Annotated in this window: 20 protein-coding genes; 1 reads left to right on the top strand and 19 read right to left on the bottom strand. The window is 54.7% G+C overall.

Annotation, left to right across the window (positions count from 1 at the left end; all coding sequences use genetic code 11):
- Positions 1-2 precede the first annotated feature (2 nt).
- The 5 genes from ilvE to HZB34_08770 are packed head-to-tail and all read right to left on the bottom strand — an operon-like array spanning position 3 to position 5561.
- Positions 3-878 carry a branched-chain-amino-acid transaminase gene (ilvE, locus tag HZB34_08790; protein ID MBI5316054.1) on the bottom strand — a complete coding sequence of 292 codons (876 nt, stop codon included), beginning with the start codon at positions 876-878 and terminating at the stop codon, positions 3-5.
- A gap of 37 nt (positions 879-915) precedes the next feature.
- Positions 916-2388, bottom strand: a complete 1473-nt coding sequence (locus tag HZB34_08785; GenBank protein ID MBI5316053.1) for an AMP-binding protein — start codon at positions 2386-2388, stop codon at positions 916-918.
- A gap of 54 nt (positions 2389-2442) precedes the next feature.
- A complete protein-coding gene (locus tag HZB34_08780; GenBank protein ID MBI5316052.1) occupies positions 2443-3834 on the bottom strand; it encodes a 3-deoxy-7-phosphoheptulonate synthase in 1392 nt (463 codons plus the stop codon).
- A gap of 42 nt (positions 3835-3876) precedes the next feature.
- Positions 3877-4704: a GNAT family N-acetyltransferase gene (locus HZB34_08775; GenBank protein MBI5316051.1), complete on the bottom strand. Its 828-nt coding sequence runs from the start codon at positions 4702-4704 to the stop codon at positions 3877-3879.
- A 38-nt stretch (positions 4705-4742) separates the two neighbouring features.
- Positions 4743-5561 carry a hypothetical protein gene (locus tag HZB34_08770; GenBank protein ID MBI5316050.1) on the bottom strand — a complete coding sequence of 273 codons (819 nt, stop codon included), beginning with the start codon at positions 5559-5561 and terminating at the stop codon, positions 4743-4745.
- Between the two features lie 227 nt (positions 5562-5788).
- Here HZB34_08770 and HZB34_08765 point away from each other — a divergent pair, with 227 nt between their 5' ends.
- Positions 5789-5962, top strand: a complete 174-nt coding sequence (locus HZB34_08765) for a hypothetical protein (protein ID MBI5316049.1) — start codon at positions 5789-5791, stop codon at positions 5960-5962.
- 30 nt (positions 5963-5992) lie between these two features.
- On the opposite strand, the gene HZB34_08760 is transcribed toward HZB34_08765, so the two are convergent.
- The 14 genes from HZB34_08760 to HZB34_08695 all read right to left on the bottom strand — a co-directional run bounded on the left by HZB34_08760 (position 5993) and on the right by HZB34_08695 (position 21087).
- Entirely contained in the window at positions 5993-7276 is a 1284-nt protein-coding gene (locus HZB34_08760; GenBank protein ID MBI5316048.1) for a hypothetical protein, read from the bottom strand.
- Positions 7277-7498: 222 nt separating this feature from the next.
- Positions 7499-8266 carry an SLBB domain-containing protein gene (locus tag HZB34_08755; GenBank protein ID MBI5316047.1) on the bottom strand — a complete coding sequence of 256 codons (768 nt, stop codon included), beginning with the start codon at positions 8264-8266 and terminating at the stop codon, positions 7499-7501.
- Between the two features lie 200 nt (positions 8267-8466).
- Positions 8467-9651 (bottom strand): SLBB domain-containing protein, encoded by a 1185-nt coding sequence (locus HZB34_08750; GenBank protein ID MBI5316046.1) that lies wholly within the window; start codon positions 9649-9651, stop codon positions 8467-8469.
- A 153-nt stretch (positions 9652-9804) separates the two neighbouring features.
- On the bottom strand, positions 9805-11694 hold the full coding sequence (locus tag HZB34_08745; GenBank protein ID MBI5316045.1) for a polysaccharide biosynthesis protein: 1890 nt from the start codon (positions 11692-11694) through the stop codon (positions 9805-9807).
- Between the two features lie 98 nt (positions 11695-11792).
- A complete protein-coding gene (locus HZB34_08740; GenBank protein MBI5316044.1) occupies positions 11793-12446 on the bottom strand; it encodes a YdcF family protein in 654 nt (217 codons plus the stop codon).
- A 35-nt stretch (positions 12447-12481) separates the two neighbouring features.
- Positions 12482-13597 (bottom strand): DegT/DnrJ/EryC1/StrS family aminotransferase, encoded by a 1116-nt coding sequence (locus tag HZB34_08735; protein MBI5316043.1) that lies wholly within the window; start codon positions 13595-13597, stop codon positions 12482-12484.
- Positions 13598-13659: 62 nt separating this feature from the next.
- The gene (locus HZB34_08730; protein ID MBI5316042.1) at positions 13660-13977 is read right to left on the bottom strand and encodes a sugar transferase; all 318 of its coding nucleotides are present in this window, start codon (positions 13975-13977) and stop codon (positions 13660-13662) included.
- 18 nt (positions 13978-13995) lie between these two features.
- The gene (locus HZB34_08725; protein ID MBI5316041.1) at positions 13996-14619 is read right to left on the bottom strand and encodes a hypothetical protein; all 624 of its coding nucleotides are present in this window, start codon (positions 14617-14619) and stop codon (positions 13996-13998) included.
- Between the two features lie 548 nt (positions 14620-15167).
- Positions 15168-15794 carry a sugar transferase gene (locus HZB34_08720; GenBank protein MBI5316040.1) on the bottom strand — a complete coding sequence of 209 codons (627 nt, stop codon included), beginning with the start codon at positions 15792-15794 and terminating at the stop codon, positions 15168-15170.
- Between the two features lie 252 nt (positions 15795-16046).
- Positions 16047-16931, bottom strand: a complete 885-nt coding sequence (locus HZB34_08715) for a leucine-rich repeat domain-containing protein (GenBank protein ID MBI5316039.1) — start codon at positions 16929-16931, stop codon at positions 16047-16049.
- 73 nt (positions 16932-17004) lie between these two features.
- Positions 17005-17448, bottom strand: coding sequence for a flavodoxin family protein (locus HZB34_08710; GenBank protein ID MBI5316038.1), 444 nt, complete (start codon positions 17446-17448; stop codon positions 17005-17007).
- A gap of 86 nt (positions 17449-17534) precedes the next feature.
- On the bottom strand, positions 17535-18638 hold the full coding sequence (locus HZB34_08705) for a GNAT family N-acetyltransferase (GenBank protein MBI5316037.1): 1104 nt from the start codon (positions 18636-18638) through the stop codon (positions 17535-17537).
- Positions 18639-18725: 87 nt separating this feature from the next.
- On the bottom strand, positions 18726-20000 hold the full coding sequence (locus HZB34_08700) for a glycosyltransferase family 4 protein (GenBank protein ID MBI5316036.1): 1275 nt from the start codon (positions 19998-20000) through the stop codon (positions 18726-18728).
- A gap of 46 nt (positions 20001-20046) precedes the next feature.
- Entirely contained in the window at positions 20047-21087 is a 1041-nt protein-coding gene (locus HZB34_08695) for a polysaccharide deacetylase family protein (GenBank protein ID MBI5316035.1), read from the bottom strand.
- Between the last annotated feature and the right edge of the window lie 228 nt (positions 21088-21315).

Here is a 21315-nt window from a genome sequence, read left to right as displayed (position 1 = left end):
CATCAGCCATTTTCCCTCTCCTTTTTAATCAGCTGGTGAAATCCGTCTGTCAGTCGTTGCGTCATGCTTCCCGGAATGGAGGCACCGATCTGACGCCCATCCACAGAACGCACCGGCATGATTTCCATGATGGTATTTGTCATAAAACATTCGTCAGCCGTGTAGAGGTCGTAGCGCGTCAATTCCTTTTCTTCGACAGGGATGCTGTATTGCTTTCGAGCGATCTCGATGACAGCGTTTCTAGTGATTCCCTCCAGACACCCCGAGGACACTGAGGGCGTCCAGAGCACCCCTCTGGCAACGGCAAACGCATTGCTCACTGTCCCCTCTGCAACAAAACCACGGGTGTTCAGCATGAAGCCTTCGATCAATCCGGCTTGGTTCAGCTCTATTTTGGCGAGAATATTGTTCTGGAAATTGCAGCCTTTGACCTGATTGCTGAGAGTCTCGTCGGCGATTTTTCTCACCGCGAGAATCTTTGTGTCTGCTCCTCTTTGATAGCATTCGTCGGGATAGCGAGGCAGGTCTTTGACGATGATAGACACCGTCGGCGATGTGCAGGACTCCGGGTCAATTCCTCGCTCGCCGATCCCGCGAGATATCGTGATTCTGAGATAGGCATCCTGCAGGCCGCTGTGTGTCAACGCCTTGCGACTCAATTCACCGAGCTCATCTTTTGAACAAGGAATGCTGAGATGAAAATACTTCGCGGATCGCCACAGTCGATCGAGATGCTGCCCCAGCCTGAAAATGCTGCCTCCATAAGCTCTGAGCGTCTCAAAAATACCGTCGCCGAAAAGATACCCATGGTCGAAGAGGGATACCTTCGCATCTTCTTTGGAGACAAATTGCCCGTTGAGACAGACAACCACCGGCATATCGGCTAGTCCTTGCTATGCGCTGTTCGCTGTATCGTTAGAGGGTCGGATCTTTTTCCGGCTTTTTGATGAAATTCGACCGGAAGGGAGGCTCTCTCAGATCCATGATTCTCTGGCTTTTGGAGGAGCTTCTCGGCAGTGTGCCGTACGGAACGAGGTCGACGGCGACTTCGATACCCAACACGCCCTTTAGCTCGCGCTGCAGGCGATCACGAGGGGTGGAATACGACTCTTTAGGAATCGCCGATTTTGGTTCAACGGTAATTTTGACCTGATCCATATCGTTTTTTCTGGAAATTTCTACCTGAAACTCGTCTCCAAGATCCGGATGCCTTCGAATGCTGTCTTCGATCGTGCTCGGGAAAAAAGCGATTCCCCGTATCTTGACAATACCGTCCGCCCGGCCCCGCAATCCTCCAATCGCCCGCATGTGCGTGCGGCCACAAACGCATGGCTCCTTTGTGAGAGCCGTGAGGTCCCCCATTAAGAAGCGGAGAATCGGTTGAGACTCAGAAAAGAGATTGCTCACGACGAGTAGCCCTTCCTTGCCATCCTCAACCGGTTCGTACGTTTCAGGATGCACAACCTCGGCAATATACGCATCTTCCATCAAATGGACATTGGCCGGACGTTCTGACTGGTTCACTTCTTGTTCGCATGTGTATCCGAACGGTGTCATGGCGACTTCCGTACATCCGAAGTCGTCATGCAGCTTGGCTCCCCATAGCGATTCAATGCGCTCCTTTGTCGAAGGAATGCAGGGGCCCGGCTCACCAGCGGTGATTACAATACGGATCGAACTCTCTTCCGGCGAATAGCCGAGTTCTTCCATCGCGCGGCCGAGGTACAGGGCATATGAGGGGGTGCAGGCCAGAACGGTCGGTTTATACGCATGAATGAACAGAGCACGTCTCTGCGTATTCATCCCGCCACCGGGAATGACAGGACACCCCATCACATTCATGCCGTAGTGCAGGCACCAGAATGCGACCGATGGGCCGTAGCCGAAGCAATTCATGACGATGTCGCCCGGCCGCACGCCCATTGCCCAATAGGCCCGTGCCCCGAGCCACGCCCACATGTCCCTATCGTGCTTCGTGTGCCGAAAGACGCGAGGAAGGTTCGTGGTCGTCCCCGACGTGGCAAACATCATCCACCCTTCGCTTGTCCAGCGATCTTGAGAAAGAGGGGAAAATGTTCCCCATGGCGGATTGTTAGCCTGATCTTTGAGCCAGTCGTGCTTTGTCGTGATTGGGATCTTGTGCAGATCATGTACCGAAGTGATGTCGCCGAGGTGCAGCCCCGCCTTTGTGAATTTTTCATTGTAGAAGGGGCTCTGTTCATACAGGTAGGAAAATGCCGCCACGAGTTTGTCGCTCTGAATCTCTTTGAGTCTTTGCCGCGGCACCTGTTCCAAGTCTGGACACCACACCGTGGCAGACCCGGCCTTGTCCGGATTCAGCTTATACTTGAGAACAGTCTGGAGCCATTTGCTTCGTGTGTCAGACATGGATGTTATCCTCCTTACTACTTTAGTAACCAATGCCCTGCAGACCTGCCCCCCTCATCGAACTGACGGCGCCGACATACGCTGAGCAGCGACCATCGCCATCTCCAACGCCTGCTCGCAACTCAGTCGTGGGTCGCAGAGTGTTGTATACGTCCTCCCCAAATCCGCCTCCGTGAGTCCTCCCGGTCCACCGATGCATTCTGTTACGTTTTCGCCGGTCAGCTCGATGTGGAGGCCGCCAAGATACGTCCCTTCGGCCTGATGTATGTCAAAGGCCTGCTCCAGTTCTTCATGAATATCCTGAAAATACCTGGTCTTGATCCCTGCGCCGGTCACCTTCGTATTCCCGTGCATCGGATCGCAACACCAGAGCACAATCCTATTCGCCTCTTGCACGGTGCGCAGAAGCGGAGGCAAGCGGCGGGATATCATATTCGCACCGAACCGATGAATCAGCGTGAGCCGGCCAGGTTCATTTGCAGGATTCAAACTGTCGATGAGAGCGAGAAGCTCGTTCGACGTGATCTCCGGCCCAATCTTGACAGCGATGGGATTGGCTATGCCCCGAAAATACTCGACATGACCCCCGTCCAATGATCTGGTTCGATTGCCAATCCAGGGAAAGTGTGTCGACAAGTTATATACTCCCTCTCGACGTGGGACTCGACGCGTCTGAGCTTGCTCGTACAGCAGGTGCAACCCTTCATGGCTGGTGAAGAAATCTGCGTGGCACAACTCTGCGATCGTGGTGCCGCTGAGTGCTTCCGTGAAACGAATCGACTCCCCGATCGAGATGGTCACACGTTTCCACTCGACTGCGAGCGGGGAATGGCCGATGAAACCGAGGTCCCAATTTTCCGGGTGATGCAAGTCTGCAAACCCGCCTGTGGTGAGAGAGCGGATGAAGTTCATCGTCAAGGCAGCCCGTTCGTATGCCCGTAGCAGCAACACCGGGTCAGGTGTCCGGTCAACCTCGGTAAAACCGGGGCGATTGATCATGTCACCTTTGTAGACCGGCAGTGTTATGCCACACCTCGTTTCCGCTTCAGCCGACCGTGGCTTTGCGTATTGCCCCGCAAATCGTCCCACCCGAATTACCGGCTTCTTGCTCCCGTGGACGATAATCAGGCTCATCTGAAGCAGGATTTTGAGCTTATTGACAATGGCCTCGGGCTCGCATTCCTCGAAGCTTTCGGCGCAGTCGCCACCCTGTAACAGAAATCGCTCCCCTCTGGCCGCCTCAGCGAGCCGGGTTTTGAGGGCCTCGACTTCCCAACTTGTCACCAGCGGCGGAAGCTTCGCGAGTTGGGCCTGGACCTTCTTAAGGCTTTCAGAATCCCTGTACACCGGCTGTTGGGAAACAGGTTTCCCTTGCCAGGAATCAGGAGCCCATGGATTGCCCGTCGCATTGGAATCTTCCAAACACTTGATTGCATGGTTCGACATATCGTCTCTCGAATTAGCGGAAGCTATCGGCACGACGAGTCTTCATATCAATTTCCGTCTGCTAACAAGTCTAACGATAAGCCTGCACAGCGTCGGCAGGTTGCGCAGCAGCCCTCTTACCCGCACACTCCCGGAAGTCATCCCTCTGAGCACGGCTAGAAACAAGCTGAAGGGGCCACGCCGAGCATGAATGAGCAGACCATATGGAATGCGCACCTGCATATGAGGCGTATGGGCAACTCCTGGAACTAAGACGAGTGATTTCTCGGACATCTCCAAATGGGCAGGAGGCAACTGGTCAAAAGCGACATCAGTGATTAAATGGATTCCTTTAAACACCTCACTAAGTATTCCGCTGTTGAGTAACCGTTCGCTGAGCTGCGTGACTCTTTCCCGGAGAGGATCCAATCCTAGAATCTTGACGAATCGTACTGTCTCGGTCGGCGCGAAGATGTATCCGAATTGCCGATGATAGAAGCGTTCATTCAGCTCCTGCGATGTAAATCCTCCTCGCAAGATGACACCGGCTTCGAGCAACCTCTTGTCGGCAAGATCATGGGCCTCCAGGGGAAGCCCCCTTTTCCTGTACTCAGGAAGTACGGCAAAATCACCTTCGACGCACATCGGGACATCCAACCCGTCCTCCAGCCGAACCGGAAGAATTGCCCCATGAAAGCAACCGACAATCTCACCATCGATGACTGACACCGTCACGTCATCTGGAGAGAAATCCGGTCGCAACGAATGTTTCCACCGCCAGAACGATTCATTTCCCCATGCTTTCGCATGAGACGCATTGAGTATGGCGGCAATTCGAGTCTCGTCCCCTCCTTGATACGAGCGAGGTCGCGATGTGCTTGTGGCGGACATGAGACAATAGACTCCTTCTTCTGACGTTCTCGATTCAGTCAGCGCCTATCGGCCAAGGGGGAATACCAAGGAGCAGGCAAGGTGAGGAGGCGTACAAGTTGCTGAGCGGCGTAAAGTTCGGAGTGGGGCGTCACCGTGACCTGCCCAGATTCGATCGCTGACTCAAAGGTCAACCGCTTAAAAATCATTTCTGCAAAGACAGATAGACTCATGTTGATTCGACAATCTAGGGGCGGTTCCGTCGTAACAGGAGCCACTGCCAGGCAATTATCTCCAATCTGAACATACACTTTCGGAAAGGGGTTAAATCTATAGTACCCATTTGCGAACTCGAGCAAGAATGTTTTCGCCCAGCCTTCGGGGATGATTTTACGGCGATATTCAAGAACTCGCTGCATTAGGGCCACGGGATTCACGATCGTCACGTTCAAAAACTCACCCTTAATTTCCGAGTAGTCACAAGCACGTAAGGCCTCACATAGAGCCAGATTGCCGGCTGGTACAGTCATGTAAATTGCCGGATCTCCTTTGGCGCTGGCCCGCTTCTCCAGTGCGTTGCAAAGCGTAGTGGCGATCTCACTCATCCTTCTTCGTGACAGTGTGGGCTCAATCGCAAACTCAAGTACATAATTTTTAGGACCAAGCACCCCATAACCTAGGATTGCCCCGCCCTCTTCAATCACCAAAACATCATCCACCGACACCTTAGGACGATTAAGCACACACCAGTTCCAATAGGCCAATGTTCTCGGAACATATCCACCGTACTCCCGATGAGCCGCATTCCATAGCGTGACAAGCGCTACTGCGTCCCCTTCACGGTATCTTCTGACTCGCGGGTTAATTACCGTCTCCATACTCCATCACCCATAAAATCGAACTCGTCTATGCCATCGGCCTGCGCACAGTCTTACACAACAAGCGCAATCATCACCGTCCCAAGGTGGTGCTTGTCGTATCCGCTTTTGCCCCACCTTGGAAATAATGCGGCGCCCCGCGATCGACAAATGCCCGGGCTTCGTGCAAACGGCGAAGGGGAACGTGGAGGTCTGACAGTTTGGATGAAGGAATCGAGGGGACGCTGATGCTCCACTGGTTGAGCGTCCTCACCACGCCGGGGATCAGTCTCATGATCGCAAAGGGTCTGGAAGCGCTGAGCGCTCAACTCGGATACTTGCCTGACAAGGTGGAAGGCGATCGTCGCATAGCGGCTCAATGCCAGGCGACAGGCCCACGTCCGGAAGGTGTCTACCCCTGATGGTCAATGATTGAGGATCACAACGGAGGCTCAATGGGCTGTTGCGTCGGCGATACCCGTCGAAGCGTCTAAGGAAGGGTTGAGCCCGGTCCGCAAGATGCCCGTCACCCTGAGGTCTGTTGGGGCAGCCGGGGGCACGGTATCAACTGAGTTCCCGGGCATCTCAGCCACATAGGCGTAGACTGATCCGGATCCCCAGTCACTATTCCACATCACTTTGGAGCCATCGGGGCTGATAACACCTTTGGGTTGTGAATCGTAGGTTGCGCCGGATGAATGCTCATGGGTAAAACGCTGAACAATGCCGCTGCCGTCAAGCTTGATCGCATATAGTTCCCCATCCCCTGATTTCAAGGCCCATCCCGGACGTTTGTAACTTCGGAGCGATAGATGACCGCATTCGTTAAATCCCGGCATCAATTCAGACATAAGCCCGTTATCCAGACGGGCCCTTCCCTTGCCCGTGCAAACTTGCGCATCTATTTCGTTGCCGGATCCGTCATACCCCAGGTCTGCATGGGAACCGTGATTAAAGATTTTACGTAAAAAATTTAAATTGCGGTCATGAACCACTACGCCGCCGCCGGTGTTGCTGTGCAGCACAACATAATTTCCTGATGGTGAGATGGACATCCAATCTGATGCAGCGGCTCCGATATCTTTCTTTGAAATAACGACATCGTTCGCTATGTCATAGACGATGGCGAGAGTCGGGCCCACATTTAGGACAACATATTTATCTCCAATGGAGATATTGCCTTCATAATCCCCTATCGAGATGTTCCCTTCAGGAAATGTATGGAGCAGGGTATCGGCATTTGTTCGGACGTTCCACTTACGGAACTGATTTCCGCTGACGTAGAAGATAACGTTTGGGTCCACAGTTGACCACTTTGGTTCATTCTTACTACCCTGTTTGGTGACGATTTGATATGTTTTCGCGTCCAAGATAAATTCCGCGGCGTGTAGCTTTATCAATGTCATATCGCAATTCCAGGCCTGGTCCTTCGAGTAGTGATGTTGCAAGCGCGACGGTTTTGAGGGCCCCATCGATTCATCGCTGATTCTGGTTACCTTGGTTCCAAAAACAGGATCAATTATAGGCTGCAGATAGCCGGGACGAGGAAGGGATGGAACCTTTTTAGGCCCGTCATAAATTGTATTTGGTGGATAGACCACCTGGGCGAAAGACTCGCTTCCGAAGCAAGCGGTCAAGCAGGCGACGGTCAACAATGTCCAGAGACTCAAAGATGAGAATTCTCTAGGATGAGAGCCGCGAGCTGCATTCGCTTCACGTTGTGTTGTCTCGTGCATGGTGGACCCTCTGAACCGGAACAATTCCTCTCCACGACTGGTTCGCATCTGTGGCTGAACGCAAGCAATTCGGGTGCCTGCAAGGCACATTGCTCCAACGTCGTATTATCACGGGGAGATCGCTGAGTATCCTGAGCGGTTTGTCTGTCCGATAGTAGCCATTTCCCTACAGCCTTGCGATCGCTCACCGGTGCAAGGGAACGCGCCCAGAAAGTCACCCGTCTAAAAGAACCGCTGGGGAACCACGATGATGTCGCCGGGATACGTGAGGGAATCGAGAGTCGTCTCGAGGGCCTCCTCTTGCCCGTTGACGGTGCGCAAGACCTTCGTCGAACCCTTCGAGGCTTTTTCAGTAAATCCTCCGGCTATCGTGATGGCTTTGTGAACCGTGAGCCCTTTCTCGTACGCGTAATCACCGGGTTTTTTCACTTCACCGTTGACGTAGAACTTCTGTACCTGCGCGACCACAACGAGATCATCGGGCATGATGAGAGCATCCGGTTCAAGCCTGAGGCTTACAGTAACCGGACCGTTGATCCGCTTCACCAGGATCTCGGTCTTGTCCGATTTCTCGGTGAGCCCGCCTGACATGGCAATGGCTTTTTGGAGAGTGAGCCCTTCTTCATAGGGGAACCCGCCCGGCGTCTTGACTTCCCCACTCACATAGAAGTTCCGATGACGTACAATCGAGATGCTCACCTTCGGTTTTCGGAGGTATCCTGATGCCAGGCGTGCGGTCAGATACTGTTGGAGCTCTTGAACCGTCTTGCCTTCGACAGGAACGGCGCCCAAAAGGGGATAGTCAATTTTTCCATCTCCCTCCACCTTCCGTTCCAGAGACAACTCATCCTCGCCAAACACTTGAACCCGAATGACATCGTTCGGTCCGATCCGGTAGATATCGCGTTGGCTGGGAACCTCAACTGCCACGGCTTCGGAGATAAGCATGACAGCGAAGAACAGACTAATAAGGTGACGAAGAATTGTCATTTTCCTTCTCCTTTCGTAGCAGCGTCATCATTCGTGCCCCCCGTTGAGCCGCCACTCGACTCCATGGGGCCGTCTATTCCTTCGCGTGAGGGGTTTTGTTTGAACCATCACGGGAAGAAACGATGCCTATTCCTATTTAGTGCGTTCGGCCTCTGGCCGCGGCAAGAACGAAGCTGGCGGACGGTTTCAGCATTCTGCTGTTAGAAGAATCGCTGCGGCACCACGATGATATCCTCGGGCAGAACCTGAGCATCAAGTGCGATCTCGACCGAGTGCTCCTGCCCGTCGATGCTGCGGAGCACCTTCGTCGATGTCTTGGCCGCCTTGTCGGTAAACCCGCCGGCCATCGTGATGGCTTTATGCACCGTCAGTCCCTTCTCATAAGGAAAGGCACCCGATAACTTCACTTCTCCATTGACATAGATCTTCTTGGCTTGCACAACGACAATCAGATCGTCAGGCATGACGACTGTGTCCGCCTCCAGCAACATCGTTTCAACGGCATTGCCCTTGAATCGCGTCACTTTTACCTGAGCCTTGTCCGCCTTGTCGGTGAACCCGCCGGCCATCGTCAGCGCCTTCTGGATGGTGAGTCCTGGCTGGTAGAGGTACTGGCCTGGAGTCTTGACTTCGCCCGATATATAAAGCTTCTGCCGCTGACTCGGTCCCTCGACTGTGATGATGTCGTCAGGCAGCACCGGGGTCTCGAATGCGCTGGGTTCTGTCTCGACGCCGGCTTCTTTGAACCGGGTGAGCTTGATGCTGGACAGGTCTGTGCGTTCGGTCAACCCTCCTGCCATCGATAGGGCCTTTTGGACAGTGAGTCCCGGCTCGTAGGGGTAACGGCCAGGCGTCTTCACCTCTCCGCTCACAAAGATTTTTTGCATGAGCCCGACAGCGAGGATGTCGTCGGGGAAAATAGGAGCCTCCATCCCCAAGATCATCGTGTCGGCCCGATCTCCCACAACACGGGTTGCAGCGATTTTCCTGGTCTCGGCTTTCTCGGTAAAGCCACCGGCCAGGCTGATGGCCTTCTGCACCGTGAGCCCCGCTTCATAGGGATAGCCGCCCGGCGTCTTCACTTCCCCGTGCACGTAGAAGTTGCGGTAGCGCACCAGCAAGACAGTCACTTTCGGCGACCGCACATAGCCCTCTGCCAACCGACCTGCCAGGTATTCCTGCAATTCGTTGACAGTTTTTCCGGCGATGGGGACTGAGCCAAGTAGCGGGAAATTGATGATGCCGTCGCCTCCCACTTTGCTTTCAACCGTGAGGTCTTCTTCCCCGAACACCATGATACGAACCACGTCGTTTGGCCCCAATTGATATTGATGTCCGCTCTGAGGCGGAGCAGAAACGGCAACCGCAACGCCGTTCACGAGCATCGCTACCAGGAAGAAACAGGTCGATTGTGTGAGGCGCCAGAGCCAGGCGCCCAAGGTCGAATTCCGATTGGATGGTGTCATAGTTGCCTCCTCGGCGCTTTTCCGAATGCCTGAATACTGACACTCTCGTTGTGCCACGATCGCTGGAACACATCAGCGGCCATTATAGGAACCTAAAAAGACCCGTTCGGCCTCCTGAGCAGCGTAGGCTCCGTTGGGTGTAAAGGTTGGCACCAATTCACGAAGAAGATCTATCACGAGATCGAGATCCTGCAGAGCCGCGCGTTGCTCCAATAAAGCCACCAGCGGCATGAACGCATAAGGATTGTAGGGAGGGCCCGACTTGACCTTCAGAATCTTCTCCAACGCCGACCGCTCGATAGTCTCCTCCTGCCCGACCAATTCCTCAAACAGCTTTTCACCGGGCCGAAGACCCACGAACGAGATAGGAATATCTTCATCTGGAACCAGTCCCGCCAGGCGGATGAGATTCCGTGCCAAATCTACAATCTTGATCTGCTCCCCCATCTCCAGCACATAGATTGCCCCATCCTCACCCAGAGCGGCAGCATGCAAAACCAGCTGCACAGCCTCCGGTATCAGCATAAAAAACCGGCGGATGTCAGGATGCGTGATGGTCACCGGTCCGCCCGCCTTGATCTGTTCAAGAAACCGCGGCACGACGCTGCCGTTGCTTCCCAGTACATTCCCGAACCGGACGGTCATGAATTTTGTCCGGCCTCGTTCCTCCAGACTTTGTACGACGAGTTCGGCCACCCGCTTGGTCGCTCCCATGGTGCTGGTCGGATTCACCGCTTTATCGCTGGAGATCATGACGAATTGCCCGACCCCGCAACGGGCCGCCGCCTGGGCAACAATCCGAGTTCCCCGCACATTGTTTTTCACCGCCTCGCAGGGGCTGCCCTCCATCAGCGGCACGTGCTTGTGAGCCGCGGCATGGAAGATGACGGCAGGATTAAAGGATTTCAAAATCTTCTCCACACGGACCTCATCTCCCACATCCCCCACAATCGGAAAAACCGGGATCGCGCGCGAACGATCGACCAGCTCGTTATGGATGGCGAACAAGCTGTTTTCATATCGTTCGAACAGAGTCAGGCAGCTTGGCTCAAGGGCCGCGATCTGCCGGCACAGTTCCGACCCGATTGAGCCGCCCGCGCCGGTGACCATGATTGACTTGCCTTTGATCAGACGGCGCAGGGGCGTCACTTCAAGCCCGACGGGAGCCCGCTCCAAAAGATCTTCAACCGCCAGATTCCGGATCCTGGTGATCTCGACATGGCCCTCCAGAATGCTGTGAAGATCCGGCACGGTCTGGATTCTCACCTTGTGGGACTCCAGCAGTTTCACCAGATCGCGCATCACGCGGGGCTTGGCGCTCGGCATCGCCAGCAGGACGACATGCGGGGCCACTTCCGCCACAATCCGGCTGAGGTCCTGGCGCCCGCCAAGGACCCGCATGCCGTGAATACGCAGGCCTGTTTTCTCCGGGTCATCGTCGAGGAAACCGACCGGTTTGAATCCGTTCACCGGACCATGTTTCAGCGCCCTGACCAGGCTCTCACCGGCATCACCGGCTCCATAGACAAGGACTCGGGTTTCGCTGGCGTGGAGTTGGGTAGTGTCATAGTACAAGCGACGGCTGAGACGAATCGTCCCCATCAGTCCAATGAGCAGGACCGTATCCATTACATAAATGGACCGCGGATACTGCTCCAGTCCAAGCCCCCACTGAACTGCACAATAAAACACGGCGATTCCCAAGATCGAGGAGGCGATGATGTTTTTGAAGTCCCAGACGCTCGTGTACTGCCAGATCCCTTGATAGAGGCGAAACGGGATAAAAATCAGCATACGAATCACCGCCAACAGAGGCAGTGTTTGCATGAACAGCCCCATCGCCCAATCGGGAATTGCTCCGTCGAACCTGAGCCAAAACGCCAGATAATTGGCGAGCGCGACCAGGAACAAGTGGGTCATGACGATAAGAGGCCGGCGGAACCGGAGCAAGGCACTAAACATAGCAATAATCCTACTGGTACGAGCGTGGGTGGTTGACCGAGACTATCTCTCAGATTGTGGAGTGGGGCTTCGGCAGTCCGGTCAGGACAGAGTTTTCTTCAGGCGTCGTACGCCGATGTTGCAGCGTCGCGAAGGAGCACCGGGCGGCGGTATTGCATGATCCATCCGTACAGTTCAGGATTCAGTCGACCGAGCACGGCACATCCCAGGCTGGGAAAGAATGACAGCAGTTCCCGAATCGCAGGCGATTCGTGGAAAGAATCGTGCGGAGTGGGCACGACATTCAATTCCATGCCGCTTCCAAGAAACACCACACGGAAGACAGCCGTAGCTCTCACGAGATGAGAGCGAGAGGTCACTATCATGATGCGTTCCATCTGCTCTCTTTCGAGAACACGACGCATCACCAATGCTTCATCGGCAGTATTGCGCACACCGGTGGCACAAGTGCCAAGCGGATGTCCGGCACGGAGGCATGCGGGATCGACCAGCGTGGTCAGCAGTCTCGGCGCCAGGCCTCTCTCTATTAACGATGCTGCATACAAGATGCGCTCACCATTCCCTGCCAGTACCACAATCACATCGGCAGATTGTGGTATCCCGAGTAGCGGGTCATGAAGAAACCCAGGCGTGATGTCTGGATGGAAGATGAGCCAGTTCGCTCCGTACAGAGACCCAAACGAAAGCAGGAGCGCCATCAGCAGGACACTTCCACCTCTGGCATATGACCGCCGGGCGGCAGCGTCCTTCATCCTGAGCAAACTTTCTTCTCCAATTCCTAGCGTTCTCACCCCAGCAACTGCTCGATCTGTGAGCAGATGTATCCAAGCTCTTCGAGGGTCATGTGTGAATACAATGGAAGCGCCAGGCCCTCACGGCTAATCTTCGGTGTGTGTGTGAGATGCGAACTCACGCGCATAGGAACTTGTCGAAAGATCGCGTGCTCATGAACCGGCGGGTAGAAATAACGTTTCGTCTGGATCCCTTTCTCTTTGAGCGCCTCGTAGACCTCATCACGACTCCGTTTCGCGCTCTCTGCGATAAACAACACAAAGTAATTCCCGCTCGTTGTCCGATCGGCTGGAAACTTCTGGACCCAACAGCCTGGGAGTCTGCCCAACCGATCTCGATAGATCGAAATGAGTTCCTTGCGCGCCTTCACCAGTTCTCCCATGCGGCGCAGGGAGAGCAGCCCGACCGCCGCGTGCAGCTCGCTCATTCGGGCGGACAGGCCCAGATGATGCATCTCTTCTCCCTTCACAGGATCCTTGCCGTAATCCCGCATCGACCTGATTCGCTCCGCGAGGGTTTGGTCATTCGTCGTCAGCAGTCCTCCTTCGACCGCTGTCACGACTTTCGTCGGGCTCATCGAAAAGATCTCACAAACGCCGAATCCCCCCAGCGGCTGACCGTGATAGGTCGCGCCCAGCCCTTGCGCGCTGTCGAAATAGACGGGCACTCCTTTCCGGCGACTTAGCTCGAGCAAGGCCCCGTAGTCGGGGGGCAAGCCGAAGATCGATACACCGCAAATCGCCGCCGTGTCCGGAGAGAGGTTCCGTTCGACGTCTTCGGGATCGATGGTGCAGGTTCCCGGCAGACAATCGGCGAATACCGGAGTCAGCCCATTCCACAACAAGGCCTGGGCTGTCGCAGCGAAGGTAAACGACGGAACGATGACTTCTTTCCCGGGCCGCAATCCCAGGGCTCCTGGGATCAACATCAATCCGGCCGTACAGGACGACAGCGCCACGCAGTATCGCGCGCCGGTTTGACGGCACACCTCCTCCTCGAGAGCCCTGACGGTGGGACCGACTGTGACGGTTCCCGAGTCCCAACTCGGACCGACGAGTCGCATGATATCGCTCAATGACGGGAGCGTAGGTCGAATGATAGGAAATTTCATAACCCTCCTTTGTTTTGTTGGCGCTCCAATGGCCGATGGTGTTGCATGGGGCGAGAGAAATGTTAGAGGAACGGAGTTGGGGAATGTCTGCGTTCCTCGTCAAGCGGGACATAATCTGCACAAGGTTGATTGATATCACGACATTGGAGAACTCTCAGGAAAGTTAGAGACAGGATGCGAAAATCAAGGAGCAGTGATTGGTGCTCTACGTACCAGACGTCAAATGCGAGTCTTTGATCCCAGGAAATGGCATTCCGCCCGTTAACCTGAGCCCACCCGGTAATGCCTGGTTTGACGGCATGCCGCTGGCATTCGCGCTCAGTATAATGGGGTAGATACCTGGGTAAGAGATGGCTCGTTCCCTGACGCACAGAACGCAGCTCTCTCCTGCGTTATGTTTAATTCTTCGTAGAAACTATGGCGCTAGGAGTGATCTTTCTCTCCGCCGAGAGGTGACACGGTTGTGCCGGCAGCTCAATCGATGACAGGAAAAGCTCCAGTTCCTTGGGCGATTTAAGAACGATCACGGCTTTAGAGGATCCCGCTGCTGGCTCAGGCTGTGGCGTGGCCACTGCTTCGGATGGGTACCAGTACACCTCGGATAGAAGGCGAAGGAGTTGGGTGATTCTTACTGGAATTGCTGCTAACACGTTCATCGTCCCGAAGTCCCACTTCAGAAATCGTTTGATGCTGCGCATGGTGGTCCGCCAGAGACAAAGAGAGAGGGGAAAATCAAGATGGATGATGGTTTCGGCCATGTCGAGGAATCCGAAGTCACCGTCCACGATCCAGTTCTCACGCTGTGCCATTTGCCGCTTAATCTCCTCTTTCTCGGGCTGGGTCATCTCATTCACCCAAGGCACCTCGACATAGTCGACGCCGATCATTTTCGCCAACGTGTTCGCAAGGGTCGTTTTCCCAGCACCCTGATTTCCGATGACGGCAACTCGCCTTGAACCAAGTAACTGTTGAGTTATCTTTTTTGAATATGGGTGGCTCTGCTGAGCGCTCAAGAGACTCATGGGTTCAACCGTTCTGGCTGCACGTTCGCACGTTGCCTGTCCTGCTGCTCAATCAAGAACGGCAAGGTAATGGAGGCACAGCTCTGTGAGATTTGTGGACCTACTGGCGATACTGAGGAAAGAAATGCGCTCTCGTGGGATCCTGGTCCGGGCATCTTACTCGAGCTCGCTGGTTGAGAAGGTGGTACTTTTCCTCGTCAAGAATCATCCTGAAGGTGAAAATTTTGAAGCAAAGGATTGAGCAGAATCGCGCGGTGTTCTCACACTCCAATGGCGGTTTCCAGAAAGCAGGGAAGACGCCCAGATCGGTTCGGTGTGTCCTGAGAAGGCGGTAAGATGCAGGAGCCGAAGGGTGAGAGGCCTCTCTCGCCACCACTTATGAAAACCGAGGGCGCATCAGTAGCGTCTGGAAGAAAACTGTCCGCTCGTGGAAGCTAATGCCATCGCGGCGTGTGTAGACGTCAAGTCGAATGACGGGAAACTTCATAATTCTTCTTTGGCCTGTTGCCTCAGTAATGTCGGATGGTTCTCCCCGATGATTCAAACGCTCAGAGAGGCGGAGTTGCGGAATGAGCCCGCTCTTGATCGAGCGGTAGTAGATTCACCTGCGTGTTCAGGTTGATATCACGGCGCTGGAGCACTCTGATCGCTGTCAAATACAAAATGCGGAGATCGAGGAGCATCGATTGATGCTCCGTATACCAGACATCGAGCGCAAGCCGCTGATCCCAAGAGAGACGATTTCGCCCGTTAATTTGCGCCCACCCTGTGATGCCGGGCCTGACCGTATGCCGGAGGGCTTCGCGTTGGCTGTAATAGGGAAGATATTCCGGCAAGAGCGGCCGCGGACCGACCAGACTCATCTCCCCGCGCAGCACGTTGAACAGCTGAGGCAGCTCATCGAGACTGGTCTGCCGAAGTATTTTCCCAAGCGGCGTGACGCGATGGGCGTCGAACTGCGATTGACACTCGCGTTCGCGATCCACGCACATCGTCCTAAACTTCATCACCGTAAAGATCCTGCCATCCAAGCCTGGGCGGCGCTGACGGAACAGCACCGGCGATCCCATGGTTGCGCGAATGCCGATCGCCACCACGATCATGAGCGGACCGGCAACTATCAGGCACGCAGAAGCAACGACGATGTCTATGAGGCGCTTCACCATTGGGTACATGCATCCAATCCCTAGCCGGCATGACTCAGACGGTCCGTTGCGATATGGTGGCGTGATGGGCGACAATCGCGAAACGTGAGACACGCGTGACGTGTAAGATGGTCGATGGATCAAGATCCGAAGTTCGAGGTTTACGGAACTTCGGACCCCAAACTTCGAGTCGGGCTTTTCCCGCTAGTCTCGCCCGTCTCGCCTGACGTAAGGATCGGCTATTGCAGCAGAGGTGTTCATGAATAACGCGGGTTAGTGCTGCTACTTCTCCACTATCACTTCTTTAATATGATTCAGCCTTGGCATCTCGCCCCGGATAGGATTGTAAAAAAAGCCAAACCATTCTAACTTCGGCAAGCCAGTAATGACGGAAGGCAACTCCTCGAATTGATTCCAGGCAAGATTCAGCTTCCTGAGATTCTTCAAGTTCTCAAAAGATGCAGGCAAGCTGCCAAGCTCGTTTTGATACAACGTCATGTGCTCCAGGTTTTCCAGATTACCGATGCCTTTCGGCAATTCCTTGAGTTTATTTTGAAGGAGAAACAAGCCTTTTAGATGTTTGAGTTCGCACAATGTCTCCGGAAGAACGCTCACGCAGTTACACTGCAGCATCAAACACTCCAATTCCCCTAACCGTTCAATGTCCTCCGGGAGCTCGGCGATTGGCGTCACTCCCCAGGCCAGCACTCTTAATTTGGAATAGTCAAAAATGACAGAGGGGATGTGCCTCAATCGACTGCTATACAGATTCAGCAGTTCAAGCTTTGTACATGCGCCATATTCATCTGGGTAGACTCTGAAGGTGTTCTTGTGGAGACGCAATGTTTTCAAATTGTGAAACTTGCTTAAAAATGAGGGCAGCTCACTGATTTCGTTAGCCGATAGGTTGAGATGTTCCAAGTCCGCGATCGCGTGTATCCACAAGGGAACCTTTTCTAAATGATTCGAGCTCAAATCCAGATACCGCAATTGCGTCAGATTACCGAAGTAGTCCGGTATCGAATGGAACATGTTGCTGCGCAGGTTGAGCCGCTGCAAGGATGTCAGGCCGGCAATGAGGCACAGGATTTCCGCTTTTTCGCTTTGCGTATGATGGCGAATAAGGCCGCGAAAGATATAGTCCTGAGACGCGAGATCGAGCTCCACGCACCGTTCGTTTTCAAATCGGTAGTGAAACGGAACCCCGACCTTCTTCTTCAACAGATCGATGGCGTCGAAATCATTCATGTGTCTCTCGCAGAGTCTCGTTGAGTTTTCCGCACCAGGTGGCGAAAGCCTTCCAATCTTTTTTCGGCAGGCTGTCCATCGACAGAGGGCTGACCAGTTCCTTGCCGCACAGTTTCTCCAGATGATGCCGGATGATTTTCATTGCGCCAAAATCGGCTTCGTACCCGTAGTAGTTGCCAAGCTCACAGATCGCATAATACTTGCTTGACATATCCAGCTTAAAAGCGATGATGAACCGCTCCATATCCTGCTGAAGCTCTTCATTCCCATAGGTCGGACAAAAAAATAGAAATACATCGTACTTGCCCATCGAACTCGAGTCCGTGAGACTCTTCACATCAAAACAATCGAATGAAAACTTGACTGTCTCTGCAAGCGTTTTTACCACCCTGCGAGTCGATCCATGGCTTGAGGCATAGAGAACGACGGTCTTCATGAATGCTTGCCCCTCGCTTCAGAGAACAAGGTACTGCTGGAATCGGAGATGACCGAGAAATGCGGCGGCATTCTCTCAGCATCGCCCTACGGCTGGCTCATTCTGTACAGGGGAAAGTACTTGCTTTCTTCCAGCTCAATAGTCGATGAGAGGGTCTGGCGCCATTCCTGAACCAGCGCCTCATAGGCTTGTGGAAGATGGACCTTTTGATAGGTATAGAAATCCTCGGTGTGCTGGGAAAAGTTGAGCTTGAACCGCATCACACCGTCGTTATTCCGGTATCCCCCCCCCATGTTGTACCAGCGATACCCACGGCGCTTGGCCCACCGGATAATTTCGCAGAACAAGAGATTATTCGGCGCAAACTGTCCAGGGTCTTCCGCCGTAGCCGACAGAAAGTTGCCGACGAGTCCGTTCATATGAAACACGGACCCACCGGCTACGACGCGATCTCCTTCATACACAAAGAATAACGTGAGGTGTTCCGAGAAGCGGGCATGCAGGTCGCTCAACCAGGATTCAGGAAACATATACCAGTCACGCGCTTGCAGCCGCTGCATATTGAGGTAATAGAGTTCGGCGAACAGTTGCACATCGGCCGGCGTGTCGGCTTCTTTCACCCGCAGTCCGTTCGCCTCCGCGCGCACGATCTTCTTCCGATTCTCTTTCGTAAACCCCTGCCAGATTTCCTCTTCCGATTGACAGAGATCCACAGTCACAACCGTGCCGCGCCGTTCGAGCCCGTTCGAGAGATTCACATGCCGATGGTTCTGCAGAAAGGGATGCAGCCGCGCGAATTCGCTCACAATGTTTTCCTCGAGGCAATAGGCATGGAACGCCTCTAGAAACTCGGACCAAATCCGCTCTTTCTCTTGCTCGCCATTCTCCACCAGCTGTGCCAGGGGACCGCCGTATCCATAGGGGGAGACGATGTCGGAATACTCGTTCCATTGTTGGGGCGACTGCAGGAATGGCAATGAGGCAATGCGGCGCTGAAAAAACGGATACACAATCACGGATTCGCCGCGACGAAAACAAACCAGCCGCGCAACGCATCCTTCATATTCCGCAAAGGCCTGACACAAGGTTCTGTGGAAGTACACGTCACACCGGTCCATCCCGGCCACCATGGCATCCCACGCCTCGCCATGCTTTGTATCAGCAGTCAATACTTCGAATGATGTCGACATATGCGATCCTCCTGTTTGCCCGCTTTATGGCTGAGATTCCCTCACCGGAGGGTAGATACTTTCTTACTCATGATTCGATCGGTCATGCTAACTGGAGGTGTTGAGCAACCGTCTCTCCGATCCCACTACTTTCTCTGAGGATTCTCCAAGAGAAACGGCGATACCTGTGTCTGGCACCGGAATCCTCTTCTTCTCAAGCAGCTTCAGATACTCTTCGTAGACTGCCTGCCAGATTCCTTCTGGACGGAACTCCCGAAGCGCCCGGTCGCGCGCCGCCGCTCCATGGCGCTGGCGAAGTTTCCCATCGTGCAGATACGTTCTGAGTGCCCCAGCCAAGCCTGCCGCATCGTACGGCGGAACCAGCAAGCCGGTCACACCGTTCTGAACGACATCCACGCAGCCCGTCACGCTGGTCGCCACGACCGGCACCTGCATCGCCGCTGCTTCAAGCAGCACACCCGGCAGGCCTTCCCGATGAGTGGGAAGGACGAATACATCCATAGCGGCATAGAGCGCCGGTGTATCCCACTCTTCCCCGATAAGATGCACGCGTGAATCTTTCCGCAACGACGCCTCGACATCTCTTGGGATCGGATCCTGCGGCTCCAGCGGGCCGACGAGTAGGAGGTGCAACGCCGGAAAGTCAGCGCGCAACTGACCCCACGCCTTCGTAAGCTCCACGAGACCTTTGCTCAGGACGATCCGTCCGATAAACCCTAACACGGTCGCATCGGTCGGGATGCCGTATTTCTGCCGAGTCTCCTCCCTGGACGACCGCGGCACATTGTAGGGATTGAACCGAACGACCGCGTCGACCCCGTTGATGCTTCCCTTCAACACCACCTTGATCTTGTCGGCTCGGCACAGTCCCGTTTCCACCGCAAGCGCGCGAGAGGATGCACTCACGGACAGCACTTGATGGGCCAAGCGGCAAGAAATTTTCTCGCTCCAGATCAGAAGCCGGCGCGTCAAGCCTGTGGCGGTCACGAAGGGGAGCCCGTGCATATGATAGATTCGTACGGGAGTCCGGACTATCCAGGCGCTCAGCATCCCGAGTAATCCGCCTTTGGGAGTATGTGCGTGCACGATCTGCGGGCGGATCCGGCTAAGCAGCCGCACCAGCTTCAGCACAGCAAGGACATCACGCCATGGAGTGATGCGCCGCGGCATTTCCACGGCGTGGACAGGCACTCCCTCACGCTCTGCGAAACGGTTGAGCCACTCACCGGGCGAAGAGAGACCGACGACATTGAAGCCTCGAGCTTTCATATACCCCACTTGCCCCATCACGAACGTGAGGGACTGGGGTACCGTCGTGATATGTACCAACGTGATCGGCTTCGTTTCCGTATCGTTCGGCATCGCCATGTTGAGCCCCCCGACCCCTCCCTGCATCCTGAGACTTCCCTTATACCGACAATTGCGTCTCCGGCTGTCCCTCAGGAATGTCTTGTTCCGCCGCGCGGCGTCCTTCTGGCTTCTCAAGCTCGAGTCGCCGTGCATAGTCATCCATGGTGAGGATCTCCAGCAGCCCTTGCTCGCGCATGCGATGGGCGTCCTCGAAGATCGCGGCCAAGCCTGACATCATGGCTTCGGTATCTTCGTTCAGGTTGAACGGGTGAAACCAGAGGTGATACAGCCCGCCGGTCTTCACTGCCTGTGCGATGCCTCGCTTCCCTTTCAACACACGGCTGGCCATCGGAATCATCTTACGCATCCCGTCGCGTGCGATAAAAAAATGATTGCCGGGGAGGTTCCACAATCCCGGCAGGGTTTCTTCCGCTCGGACGGCTCTCGGCCGAAGTGCAAGCAGCTGATCCAAGAAATGTATGGCCCTTTGAAGCGTTCGATTCTCTGTGCGGATGAGTGGAGGCTCCGGCCCTCGATACGACCGCAATCCGAAACGCTTGAGGACATCCAGGTGGCCAACCTGGTTGCGAGGAAAGACCAAACTTTTCAGCACGATCCCTTGCCGAGAGGCTGCTTCAAGCGCGGCATCCAGATCAGCCAGTGCGACCGACGGAGTGCATTCCGGGTCTCCATAGTAGATATGGCCGAACGTATGCGACCCGATTTCGTGACGGACACGGGCACGGCGAATCCGCTCCACTATATCCGGTGCGTACCAGGCTGGGGCGGAATCGACCGTCGTGCAGGGATCAAAACAATACCAATCGAATGGGAACCAGGAATAGTTCGCATGGGGGAACAGATCGGGATGCGCGATGCCCTGTTGATTGCGCAGACACTTCTCGAGCATGAGATGGCCGACTACCGCCCAGGTCGCAGGAATGTCGTAGCGATCGAAGAGAGCCAAGAGCGGCGTGATGTGTTTCCGTTCTTGCCTCGACTCGTGCTCAAGCGTGACGAGGGGAAGCAGGTCGAATCGCCCCCATGCCAATTCCAGATCGAGACTTACCACCATCGTGCCGGGATTCTTACTGGTCATTGCCAACCTTCTGAATAGACATCCTCATCCTCATTCTCATTCCTGTCGCCTTGAGGCAAACCGCCGGATCGATGCCTCGCTTCAAGGGTTCCTCCGCTCGTACGCCCCTGGGCCGGAGCGAGCGCAGCTGATCCGGGAGGTGCAAGGCCGCTGTGTCATGAATCTCAACTTATGGGAGCTGGAGGAATGTTGACGACGATAGTGACGTCCGAGCGTCCGCTCATTATG

The organism is Nitrospirota bacterium (genome assembly GCA_016219645.1).
GTDB lineage: Bacteria > Nitrospirota > Nitrospiria > Nitrospirales > Nitrospiraceae > Palsa-1315.
Note: the sequence above shows the minus strand (reverse complement) of the source record. Positions and strands in the feature narration are given on the sequence as shown.